The organism is Streptomyces sp. NPDC059816, assembly GCF_042732055.1.
Lineage (GTDB): Bacteria > Actinomycetota > Actinomycetes > Streptomycetales > Streptomycetaceae > Streptomyces.
Genome location: NZ_JBHWIQ010000018.1, coordinates 55,100 through 66,854, shown reverse-complemented (window position 1 = coordinate 66,854; position 11,755 = coordinate 55,100). Strand labels below are relative to the sequence as shown.

Sequence of the window (11,755 nt, the reverse complement as noted above, 5' to 3'; positions counted from 1 at the left end):
TGGTGTCCAGGAGGGCTCGGCGCGGGGCGTCACCCGGTACCGAGCGCCGTCGCGAGGGCCGTCGCGGGATCCTTCGCCGCGTTTCCGGCGGGCACCCAGTGACCGCCGTCCTCCCGGAACGGCCACCACCGGCCGTCCCCGTCGACGCGGAGCTGCGCGCGCCCGTCCGCAGTGGTCCAGCGGCTGCCCTCGTTCCGCAGCGCGGGGCGCTCGTCCTCCTCCCATGCGGAGTCCACCATCGTCCCCGCCCGAGCCCGTTCCTCGGGTGTGAGCGTGTGCTCCCGCTCCCAAGCGGTCACCGCCTCGACGCCGCCGTAGCTCCAGGCACGCACCGCCAGCGCCAGTTGTTCGCCGGTGCGACCGGAAGCCGCCGCCAGGCGGCCCAGCGCCTCCCCGCCCGGCTCGCCCGCGGCCAGTCGCACGGCGTCCTGTTCCAGGGTCGTGGCGGGGACGGGCCGATCCGCGTGGTGCGGTGACAGCGCCTCAGCGAGCAGCCGGTGTGCCTCGCGGGCCGTCTGGAGCGCGAGGAACTCCAGGGCTTCCGGCAGGACGGCCGGCGCTGGGCTCGTCTCGACGTCCAAGGCGGGCGGCGATCCCGGGGCGGCGGGCAGGCCGGGCGGCTCGGGCAGCGGGGGCAGGACGAAGCCCGCCGCGAACGCCTCGACGGCGTCCACGCCCACCGCGGCGTCCGTGTCTTCTCCCGGGTCCTCGGCGGCTGCGCGCAGGACGCTCCGCACCTGCAACTCGTCCAACACCCTGCGCTCCCCGCGCCCGCGGAGGAGCAGCAGGACGAAGGGGTCCTCATCCAGGATCCGCCCCATCTGGTACGACAGCGCGGCCGTGTGAGCACACTGGTCCCACGCGCCGCAGTCGCACTCCGGCTCCAGATCGCCGATCCCCGGCAGGAGCTCCACCCCCGCCGTCGCCGCGTCCTCGACCAGGTGAGGCGGCATGTCACGGTCGAGTAGGGCGGCGATGTGCGCCGCCCGGTCCACCATCATGTCCAGTAGCCGGTCCCACTCGTCGTCCCCGAGCTCCTGGATCAGCACGTCCGACCGGTGGGCGGTGCCGTCGCGATCCCGCACCACGCCGATGATCCTGCCCGGGCGCACCGTCACCGCACCCACGGCACCTGCGCGCGCGAGTGCCCGCCCGGCCTTCAACTGCCCCAGGTCCAGCGCGGTGTCCTCCAGCGCCCTGAGCCACGCCTGGCCCCACCAGGTCAGGGCGAAACCCCTGCCCCGGGTGGGGGGCAGCGTGGCGAACGTCCGCTCCTCACCGTCCGCCGGGGAGATCCCGTCCTCGCCCGTGTGCATACCGTTCGCCTCCGCGTCCTCGTACTGACTGCTTCTCCCGTACGCCCCGTCGAAGCCCCCGGCGGAACTCAACGCGGACCTCCCCGCAAGGTCACCAGATCCGCCAGCGCGGCGTCGGAGAGTTCGGTCAGGGACGATTCGCCGCCGCTGAGTACCGACTCCGCCAACTCGTGCTTGCGCACCAGCATCCGCGCGATCCGGTCCTCGATCGTGCCCTCGGCGATCAGCCGGTGCACCTGCACGGGCTGGGTCTGCCCGATGCGGTACGCGCGGTCCGTGGCCTGCGCCTCGACGGCGGGGTTCCACCAGCGGTCGTAGTGCACGACGTGCTCCGCGCGCGTCAGGTTGAGGCCGGTGCCGGCGGCCTTCAAGGACAACAGGAACACCGGCACCGCGCCCTCCTGGAAGCGAGCGACCATGGCCTCGCGCTCCGCCACCGGGGTTCCTCCGTGCAGGAACTGGGTGGCCACCCCACGCGCCGCGAGATGCCGCTCCAGGAGCCGCGCCATCTGCACGTACTGGGTGAACACCAGAACGCCCGCACCCTCCGCCAGGATCGAGGAGAGCAGTTCGTCCAGCAGCTCCAGCTTGCCGGAGCGCCCCTCGATGCGGGGCTCGACCTCCTTGAGGAACTGGGCGGGGTGGTTGCAGATCTGCTTCAGCCCGGTCAGCAGCTTCACGATCATCCCCCGGCGGGCCATGCCCTCGGCGCTGGCGATCTCCGCGAGCGCCTCGCGCACCACCGCCTCGTACAGTCCCGCTTGTTCCGGGGTCAGGGACACCGCGCGGTCGGTCTCCGTCTTCGGCGGGAGTTCCGGGGCGATGCCGGGGTCGGACTTGCGCCGGCGCAGCAGGAAGGGCCGCACCAGCGCCCCGAGCCGTTCGGCCGCCTGCGGGTCGACACCGGACTCCACCGCGCGGGCGTAGCGGCTGCGGAACGTTGCCAGCCGACCGAGCAGGCCGGGAGTCGTCCAGTCGAGGATCGCCCACAGTTCGGAGAGGTTGTTCTCGACCGGGGTGCCGGTGAGCGCCACCCGCGCGCCCGCGCCGATGGTGCGCAGTTCCCTGGCGGTCGCCGAGTACGGGTTCTTCACGTGTTGTGCCTCGTCGGCGACGAGCAGTCCCCAGGACACGCTGCCGAGCCGCGTCGCGTCGCGTCGCATGGTGCCGTACGTGGTGAGCACGAACTCGCCGTTCGCGAGCGATTCCAACGAGCGCTGGGCGCCGTGGTACCTGCGCACGGGGACGCCGGGTGCGAACTTCTCGATTTCACGCTGCCAGTTGCCCATCAGGGACGTCGGGCAGACCACGAGTGTGGGGCCCGCGGACTCTGCTTCCCGCTGGCGGTGCAGGTGCAGCGCGATCACGGTGATCGTCTTGCCCAGCCCCATGTCATCGGCGAGGCAGGCGCCCAACCCCAGCGAGGTCATGCGGGCCAGCCAGGTGAGCCCCCGTACCTGGTAGTCACGCAAGCGGGCCGCGAGCGCCTCGGGCGGGTCCACGGGGGCCATCCCCTCCGGATCGGACAGCCGTTCACGCAGCCCCTTCAGCCAGCCCGCCGCCTCCACCCGAACGGTCTGCCCGTCGACCTCCGTGGCACCCGTCAGCACGGCGTTGAGCGCGTCCACCGGGGACACCTTGTGGTCCTGCCGGGCCCGAGCACGTCCGGCCTCGACGGGGTCGACGAGGACCCACTGGTCACGGAGTCGCACTACCGGGCGCTTCGCCTCGGCGAGTTGGTCCAGTTCCGCTCTGCTCAGCGGACGGTCTCCCAGGGCGAAGCGCCAGTCGAAGGCGAGCAGGGAGTCGGCGGATAGGAAGGACGGGGCGCCGGACTCGCCGTGGCCCCGGCCCGTGGCATCCACCGGCGGGCCGATCACGGCACGCGTGGTGAGTCGGTGCGCCAACTCCCGCGGCCAGTGCACCTCCACCCCCACGAGAGCGAGGTCACGCGCCCCGGCGCCGAGCAGGTCGATGACCTCCTCGTCCATGAGGTCGACGGCGTCCGGCACGCTGGCCGACAGGAGCGGGGCGAGGGGCGTCCAAGCACGCGTGGCCCGGCGCAGTGCCAGCAGCACGTCCATCCGGGCTTGTGGGCCGAGGACCGCGGATCCGCCGGCGGCCGACCAGATGTCGGCCGCGTCCACGATCACGGTGGGGTCGCTGGCGCTGTGGGCCTGGAGCACGGCACGGAACGAGATGGGAGCCGTGTCGGGATCGGTCGGGGTCAGCCCGGGGACCTCCACCCTCAGGGAGATGCGCACGCCCGCGTCATGTCCTGCCGCCACGTCCGCGGCCCAGTTCCGAAGCTCGGGCAACCGGTGTCGTTCGAGAGCTGCGAAGGGCGCCGAACCGGCGGCGAACACGGCAGCGGGGGAGCGGGGGAGCGCGTCGGCCACCGCACCGAGGAAGGCCCACAGGTGTTCCTCGGGCTCGGGCAGGTGCAACGCCCCGCCCGCGTACACCGGCAGGGCATGGGCAGCCGGCGGCATCGAGGCGGCCAACTCGCGCACCCGCTGGGCGTCCTGGGCGCCGAGCGGGCCGAACCGCCATGCGTCGTGATCGTCCGCGTCCAAGCCGGGCAGCAGGAGGCCCCGGGCTGCGAAGTGGAGGGCCAACAGGGTCGCGCTGCCCCAGAAGGCCGTGGTGGGGTGTGCGGTGTCCAGGGCACGGGCGCGGGTGAGGAACGGAAGTGCTGCAGGGACGGGGAGCATGCGCGCGGGTACGTCGACCGCGGCGACACCGCCCTCGTGGGGTATCACGACGGTCAGGTCCGCGGTCTGTCCCGGGGGTGTGTCCGGCAGCGGGTCCCCCGAGGGGCACCAGAAGGCGACCCGCTGCGCTCCAGGAAGGTCGGAGGGTACGAACACCGTGGTCAGGCGAGCGAGACCGGAGGTCACGTCCCCCGACGTCGAGGGGAGGCTCTGCACTACTAAGGCACACTCCTCAAATTTGATTAGAAGGCAAGCGGCCCATTGTAGATCGTCGAATGACAATACGCTCGAATGTCAATAGTGGTATGCGTCACGTTGCAGGCGGGGTGTGGTCAAGCGGTGTGGTCAACCCCCCTACGGCCGGAGGGAACGCCCCCGGAGAAGACGGGTGGTGGCCGCATGGTCCCCGGAAGGGCCGGACCGTACGTTTCACCAGGTCAACCCTTCGTAGACCGGAGAACCCCATGCCCGAGGCCGCTGCACCCGTCGTGGAACCGCAGGCGGGCGCCCCCGACAGGAGATCCGAACCCAGCGAGTTCACCCCCTTGCTCCGTGACGTCCGGGCGCAGGGTCTGCTCGACCGTCGCACGGGGTGGTACACGGTGGCCATCGCGGTCAATGCGCTGCTGTTCGGTGTCGTCGTCACGGGGGTGATCGTCACGGGGGACTCCTGGTGGAGCCTCGCGTTCGCGCCCGCACTGGCACTCATGTCCGCCCGCACGGCCTTCATCGGCCACGATGCGGGCCATGCCCAGATATCCTCCGACAAGCGCATCGGTCGGGCTGTCGGCCTCGTCCACGGCAACCTCGTGTTGGGCATGAGCTACGCGTGGTGGAACGACAAGCACAACCGGCATCACGCCAACCCGAACCACATCGACAAGGACCCCGACGTGGTCGCGGACGTCCTGGTCTTCACCAGCCACCAAGCGAGGCTGCGCGTGGGGTTCCGGCGTTGGCTCACCCGCCACCAGGCATGGCTCTTCTTTCCGCTGACCCTGCTCGAAGGGCTGGCCCTCAAGGTGTCCGGCTTCCGGGATCTGCGGCGGCAGGACACCCGGGAACGTCGTGTCGAGGGGGCGCTGCTCGTCGGGCACGTCGCAGGCTACGCAGCGCTCTTGTTCGGCGCCATGCCGCCGGGCAAGGCCCTGGCCTTCGCCGCCGTCCACCAGGCGTTGTTCGGCCTGCACCTGGGCATGGCGTTCGCCCCCAACCACAAGGGCATGGAGATGCCCGACCCCGAGGGCGAGCGTTGGGGCCATCTGCGCCGACAGGTGCTGACCTCCCGCAACGTCCGGGGCGGCCCGCTCACCGACTGGTTCCTCGGCGGACTGAACTACCAGATCGAGCACCACCTCTTCCCCAGCATGCCGCGCCCGCACCTGAAGCTCGCCCGGCCCCTGGTCAGGGAGCACTGCCAGCGGGTGGGCATCCCCTACACGGAGACCGGGCTCATCGCGTCCTACCGCCAGGCCCTGCGCCACATGCACGACGTGGGCGAGCCCCTCAGGGGCGGATGAGGGTTGCGCCTCAGGGATGGCTCAGGGTCGGGGGACGGAACTGCGCGGACGATCAGGTCGTTCTGTTCTGTAGGAATCGACAGGCGCGGTGAAGAAGGAGGCGACACGGATGTCGAAGCGAGCGAAGATCGCAGCCGGTGGTGTGGCGGTCGGACTCATCCTGTGGATCTGGCTGCCGTTCTGGGCGGTCCTCCTGATCGTCCTGGGAGTGCCCGCCGCCGCTTACCTGGCGCTGGACCCCTCCCAGCGGCGCAGGCTGCGACGGGTGAGTCGCAAGGAGTTGGGGCGCTGAGGCGCCGAGGGGGACCGCAAGGTCCGGCCCCGCGCCCCGGGGCCGTGGCGCGTTCGGGGACATCGCCCGGTCGTGGCCGGCGGAGCGGTCGCTCACCCCGGGGCGGGGCGGCATCGGGCATCAGCCCGGCCTCCCGGCCGGGACCGGTGGCACCGCTGGACGCGAGCGGCTGACGGGGCGCGCATCGCCTGGCGTGCGCCCCGGATCGGCTAGTCCGCCACGCCCTCGTAGCCGATCACCTTCGCGATGTGCAGTCGGACCAGGAGCTCCCCGGGCACGCCGTTGCGGGCGGCGAACTCCTCAGCACGGTCCGCGCCCATGTAGCGGCCACCGATGCGCCCGGCCCAGTGGCGCACCTCGTCCAGGTCCTCCGACAGGCTGGCGCGACCCTGGATGATGACGAAGGCGAACGGAGGCTGGTCGTCGTCCACACACAGCGCGACACGCTTCTCGTTGGCCAGGTTTCGCCCCTTGACAGTCTCCTTCCCCGTATTGAAGACCAGTTCGTCGCCGTCCAGGACGAACCAGATCGGTGCGATGTGCGGGCTTCCGTCAGCCCGAACCGTTGAAAGCTTCCCGGTGCGCGTGCCCTGCGAAACGAAGGCCCTCCACCGCTCGTCGGTCATCTTCTGTGCCATGTGGCCATCCTGCTTGCCCAGGGGCCAAGGGTGGGGAAGGCTTGCGGAAAGGAGTCTCCGGTCGGCGGGTGGGAAGGCCGGGAGCATGGGGAGCGGGGAGAGCATGACGATGGGCCAGAAGACGGGACTGAGTTGGCTGCTGGACGACCTGATCGACCGGGTCGAACACGTCAGGCACGTGCTGGTCCTCTCCAGCGACGGGCTGGTCACCGGTGCCAGCACCGCGCTGCCTCGTGAGGACGCCGAACACCTCGCCGCGGTGGCATCCGGCCTGCACAGCCTGGCTAAGGGTTCGGGCCGGCACTTCGGGGCCGGTCGGGTGCGCCAGACGATGATCGAGTTCGACGGAGCGGTGATGTTCGTGACGGCCGCGGGGGAAGGCAGTTGCCTCTGTGTACTGAGCACGGCCGAGGTCGACATCGGTCAGGTCGCCTATGAAATGACGCTGCTCGTGAACCGCGTCGGGGAGCATCTCGGGGTGGGGGCCCGGTATCCGGAGCGCACGTCGATAGTCGACAGATGAGCGCACAGCTTCGCGAGAACCTCCTCTGACCTGCGAAGAGTCAACATCCAGGGAAGTTATCCACAGGCCCGGCGGGATGAGGGCGATTCACGCTACGGTTTTTCCCGAGAGACCAGCACCACTTCACGGGGGAAGCAGCACATGAAGCAGAACGTCATGACACCCATCGCCGACCGACCGTTCGGACGTGTTCTACTCGGTGGGCAAGCGCCGGCACCGGCGCCCATCGCGCCCCGGGCCGGGAAGCAGGACCCTCCCACGCTCGCGCCGACTCAGGCCGCCAGGCAACTCGCCCTCTTGCGCGCCGAATTCGAACTCGCGGTGCGGCTCGGCCGGATCCACACGGTGCGCGGGGGCGGTCCCGGAGAGCGGCGGGTCGCCCGCGCGGAGATCGACCGGGTCCGCACCCAACCCGGCTTTCCCGATGCCCTGCGCGAACAGGTCAAGACCCTCGGCACATCGGAGGCTGCGACCCTCCTCGGCATCACCGCCGCCCGCTTCACCAGGCTCGCACGACTGGGCAGGCTCACGCCCGTACTCCACTACCGCAACCGCTACCGGGCGGTCGTCTGGCGCTACCTCGCCGAGGAAGTGGAAGAGTTCGCGGCCCGTCCCGAGCACCGCGCGCTCCTCACCGGTCGGACGCCCGCCCCGTTCAAACAACAGCTCGACGCAGGACTGGACTCCCGGGCCCGCAACTGGCGAGCCCGGTGCCACGAAAGCCTCCTGGGACTCGCGAACGGCCCCTGGGAGAGCGCGGCGGTGAGCGCCGCCTTCCTGAACGACGAACAGATCGCTCACACGGTCCCGGACCCCGACGAGCGAGCACGCCTCCACGACCTGCGGCCCAGGCGCCCCGCCACCACGACGGGAAACCGGTACGCTGCCTCCCGCTCCCCCGACCTCACGACCGCCGAGACCGAGGACGAGATCCGCGGGTACCAGGCCCACCTCCGCCGCTGCCTTCAAAGCGCCCGCGAGCGGAACCCCGGGTGTCCGGACTCAGACCCACCAGCGACACATGGGCCGAGGCCGTGTCGAACGCCCCCGGCCACCACCGCTGTCGGCAACTCGTCGGGCGGCTGCGACGCCGGATCGGAACCGCCGCGGCGCACCGCGTCGTCGCTCGGCCGTCAGAAGGGAAGGACCCGCCGTGCGCTCGGGCCCCTCACCACTGTCCGACAGCCGTGACCCGGACCACAGCCCTGCCCTCGGAGTCGGAGGCAGCCAGGTCGACCTCGGCGCTGATGCCCCAGTCGTGATCGCCGTTGGGGTCCGCGAAGGCCTGCCGAACCCGCCACAGCCCGTGCTGGACGTCCTCTTCGATCGACAACAGCTTCGGCCCGCGTGCATCGGGGCCGGTACCCAGATCGTCGTACTCGTCCCAGTAGCGGTCCATCGCCTCGCCCCAGGCATCCGCGTCCCAGCCCGAGTCCGCATCCAGCGCACCCAACTCGTCCACGTGGTCGAGGGCCGCCAACTCCACCCGACGGAACAGAGCATTACGTACCAGCACTCGGAACGCCCGCGCATTGGCCGTCACCGGCTTCACCTGATCGGCACGCTCCTGCGCCTCCTCCGCCGTCATCTCCTCCGGATTGGCCAACTGCTCCCACTCGTCGAGCAGGCTGGAGTCCACCTGACGGACCAGTTCACCGAGCCAGGCGATGAGATCCTCCAGATCCTCCGACTTCAGGTCATCGGGAACGGTGTGGTCGAGTGCCTTGTACGCACTCGCCAGATACCTGAGGACGATGCCCTCGGTGCGCGCCAACTCGTACAGCGACACGAACTCCGTGAAGGTGAGGGCCCGCTCGTACATGTCACGAATCACCGACTTCGGCGACAGCGGGTGATCACCCACCCACGGGTGGCTGAGCCGGTAGGTGTCGTACGCGTGGAAGAGCAACTCGTCGAGCGGCTTGGGGTACGACACGTCCAGGAGCCGCTCCATGCGCTCCTCGTACTCGATGCCGTCCGCCTTCATCGCGGCGATCGCCTCACCACGGGCCTTGTTCTGCTGCGCGGCAAGGATCTGCCGGGGGTCATCGAGGGTGGACTCGACGACGGAGACCATGTCGAGCGCGTAGGACGGCGACTCCGGGTCAAGCAGCTCGAACGCGGCGAGGGCGAACGTCGACAAGGGCTGGTTGAGCGCGAAGTCCTGCTGGAGGTCGACGGTCAGCCGGACGATCCGACCCTCCGCGTCCGGCTCGTCCAGCTTCTCCACGATGCCGCCGTCCAACAGCGACCGGTAGATCGCGATGGCACGCCGAATGTGCCGCAGCTGCTGCTTACGGGGCTCGTGGTTGTCCTCCAGCAGATGCCGCATCGCGTCGAAGGCGTTGCCCGGCCTGGCGATCACGGACAGGAGCATGGTGTGCGTCACACGGAAACGCGAGGTCAAGGGCTCGGGCTGCGCGGTGACCAACCTGTCGAAGGTCGCCTCCGTCCACGCCACGAACCCCTCCGGCGCCTTCTTGCGCACCACCTTGCGACGCTTCTTGGGATCGTCCCCCGCCTTCGCGAGCGCCTTCTCGTTCTCGATCACGTGCTCCGGGGCCTGGGCCACCACGAGTCCGGCCGTGTCGAAGCCCGCCCGCCCGGCGCGGCCCGCGATCTGATGGAACTCACGCGCGCGCAGCGTCCGCACCCGGCTCCCGTCGTACTTGGTGAGAGCGGTGAACAGGACCGTGCGAATGGGAACGTTCACTCCGACGCCCAGCGTGTCCGTACCGCAGATCACCTTCAACAGACCCGCCTGGGCCAGCTTCTCCACCAGCCGTCGGTACTTGGGCAGCATCCCTGCGTGATGCACCCCGATGCCGTGCCGGACGTAGCGCGACAGGTTGCGGCCGAACTTGGTCGTGAACCGGAAGTTCCCGATGAGCTCGGCGATCCGGTCCTTCTCCTCACGCGAACACATGTTGATGCTCATGAGGGCCTGAGCCCGCTCCACCGCCTGTGCCTGGGTGAAGTGCACGATGTACACCGGCGCCTGTTTCGTCGCCAGCAACTCGGTCAGGGTGTCCGTGAGCGGGGTCAGACGGTACTCGTACGACAGCGGCACGGGGCGCGTCACCGACCGGACCACCGCCGTCGACCTACCCGTCCGGCGCGTCAGGTCCTCCTCGAACATCGACACGTCGCCGAGGGTCGCCGACATGAGGACGAACTGCGCCTGCGGCAGTTCCAGCAGGGGAATCTGCCACGCCCAGCCACGATCACCCTCGGCGTAGAAGTGGAACTCGTCCATGACCACCTGGCCGACGTCCGCGTTCTTGCCGTCGCGCAGCGCGATCGAGGCGAGCACCTCCGCCGTGCAGCAGATGACCGGAGCGTCGGAGTTGACCGAGGCGTCACCGGTCAGCATGCCGACGTTCTCCGTGCCGAAGATCTTGCACAGCTCGAAGAACTTCTCCGAAACGAGCGCCTTGATCGGTGCCGTGTAGAAGGTGACCTCGTTGCGCGCCAGCGCCGCGAAGTGCGCGCCCGCCGCGATCATGCTCTTGCCCGACCCGGTCGGCGTCGACACGATCACGTTCGCCCCGGAGACGACCTCGATCAGGGCCTCCTCCTGATGCGGATAGAGCGTGATCCCGCGCGTCGTTGCCCACGACTCGAATGCTTCGTAAAGGGCGTCGGGGTCGGCGGACTGCGGCAGCTGAGCGATGAGGGTCACACGCCTATCTTGCCTGGCTCCGACCCCGATCACGGAATCGGATGACCGTACGAAGATCGCTAACGCTACGCTGATGCGCCGACACGACGTCAGGACGCGCGGACGGCCCCTCCCGCTCAGGAGGGGACCATCCGGATCCGGGAAAACCCCCGGGCACGGGTCCGCGGCACACGAGAACCACGAACAACAGGAACAAAGGGGCGGGGCACCACCATGATGGGACCGGCACACTCCCTGTCAGGAGCGGCAGCCTGGCTGGGGGTGGGAGCCGCGGCGGCAGCGGCGGGTCACGCCATGCCCTGGCCGGTCCTGCTCACCGGCGCACTGATCTGCGCGGGCGCCGCGCTCGCCCCGGACCTCGACCACAAGGCCGCGACGATATCGCGCGCCTTCGGGCCGGTCTCCCGGGCCCTGTGCGAGATCGTCGACCGGCTCTCCTACGCCGTCTACAAGGGCACCCGCAAGCCCGGCGACCCCCGGCGCTCCGGCGGGCACCGGACCCTCACCCACACCTGGCTCTGGGCCGTCCTGATCGGTGGAGGCGCCTCGGCGCTCGCGATCACCGGGGGACGGTGGGCGGTCCTCGCCCTGCTGTTCGTCCACCTGGTCCTCGCGATCGAGGGCCTGCTCTGGCGAGCCACCCGCGGCCAGGGCGGCGATGTCCTCGTCTGGCTGCTCGCAGCAACGAGCTCTTGGATCCTCGCCGGCGTGTTGGACCGACCGGGCAACGGTGCGGACTGGCTGTTCACCGCCCCCGGCCAGGAGTACCTGTGGCTCGGGCTGCCGATCGTGCTGGGTGCGCTGGTCCACGACCTCGGCGACGCGCTCACCGTGTCCGGCTGCCCGGTCCTGTGGCCGCTCCCGATAGCCGGGAGGCGCTGGTACCCACTGGGCCCGCCGAAGTTCATGCGGTTCCGTGCGGGCAGCTGGGTCGAGGTGAAGGTGCTCATGCCCGCGTTCATGCTGCTCGGCGGCGTGGGCGGTGCCGTGGCACTGAACGTCATCTGACAGCCGGTGCGCCGGCCCCCCGGAAGAACGGGAGGGCCGGCGCACCGACGGCGGGCACCGCT

General features: G+C 70.2%; 9 protein-coding genes. 5 read left to right on the top strand and 4 right to left on the bottom strand.

The window, feature by feature from the left end; translation table 11 throughout:
* Positions 1–29: 29 nt before the first annotated feature.
* Both ACFV88_RS23400 and ACFV88_RS23395 read right to left on the bottom strand, forming a co-directional pair.
* Positions 30–1,316, bottom strand: a complete 1,287-nt coding sequence (locus ACFV88_RS23400; RefSeq protein ID WP_385493887.1) for an SWF or SNF family helicase — start codon at positions 1,314–1,316, stop codon at positions 30–32.
* A gap of 68 nt (positions 1,317–1,384) precedes the next feature.
* On the bottom strand, positions 1,385–4,246 hold the full coding sequence (locus tag ACFV88_RS23395) for an SNF2-related protein (protein WP_385493736.1): 2,862 nt from the start codon (positions 4,244–4,246) through the stop codon (positions 1,385–1,387).
* Between the two features lie 248 nt (positions 4,247–4,494).
* Here ACFV88_RS23395 and ACFV88_RS23390 point away from each other — a divergent pair, with 248 nt between their 5' ends.
* A complete protein-coding gene (locus tag ACFV88_RS23390; protein WP_385493735.1) occupies positions 4,495–5,550 on the top strand; it encodes a fatty acid desaturase family protein in 1,056 nt (351 codons plus the stop codon).
* Between the two features lie 109 nt (positions 5,551–5,659).
* The gene (locus tag ACFV88_RS23385; RefSeq protein ID WP_385493734.1) at positions 5,660–5,842 is read left to right on the top strand and encodes a hypothetical protein; all 183 of its coding nucleotides are present in this window, start codon (positions 5,660–5,662) and stop codon (positions 5,840–5,842) included.
* A 209-nt stretch (positions 5,843–6,051) separates the two neighbouring features.
* Here the strand turns inward: ACFV88_RS23385 and ACFV88_RS23380 are convergent, their stop codons facing one another.
* Entirely contained in the window at positions 6,052–6,480 is a 429-nt protein-coding gene (locus ACFV88_RS23380; RefSeq protein WP_385493733.1) for a PPOX class F420-dependent oxidoreductase, read from the bottom strand.
* A gap of 109 nt (positions 6,481–6,589) precedes the next feature.
* On the opposite strand from ACFV88_RS23380, the gene ACFV88_RS23375 reads away from it, so the two are divergent.
* Together ACFV88_RS23375 and ACFV88_RS23370 are read left to right on the top strand one after the other, a co-directional pair.
* Complete coding sequence (locus ACFV88_RS23375) at positions 6,590–7,003, top strand: roadblock/LC7 domain-containing protein (protein ID WP_385493886.1); 414 nt, start codon at positions 6,590–6,592, stop codon at positions 7,001–7,003.
* 141 nt (positions 7,004–7,144) lie between these two features.
* Entirely contained in the window at positions 7,145–8,194 is a 1,050-nt protein-coding gene (locus ACFV88_RS23370) for a DUF6397 family protein (protein ID WP_385493731.1), read from the top strand.
* Here the strand turns inward: ACFV88_RS23370 and ACFV88_RS23365 are convergent.
* Positions 8,172–10,685: a DEAD/DEAH box helicase gene (locus ACFV88_RS23365; RefSeq protein WP_385493730.1), complete on the bottom strand. Its 2,514-nt coding sequence runs from the start codon at positions 10,683–10,685 to the stop codon at positions 8,172–8,174. The genes ACFV88_RS23370 and ACFV88_RS23365 overlap by 23 nt on opposite strands.
* 213 nt (positions 10,686–10,898) lie before the next feature.
* On the opposite strand from ACFV88_RS23365, the gene ACFV88_RS23360 reads away from it, so the two are divergent.
* On the top strand, positions 10,899–11,693 hold the full coding sequence (locus ACFV88_RS23360; RefSeq protein WP_385493728.1) for a metal-dependent hydrolase: 795 nt from the start codon (positions 10,899–10,901) through the stop codon (positions 11,691–11,693).
* Positions 11,694–11,755: the final 62 nt, after the last annotated feature.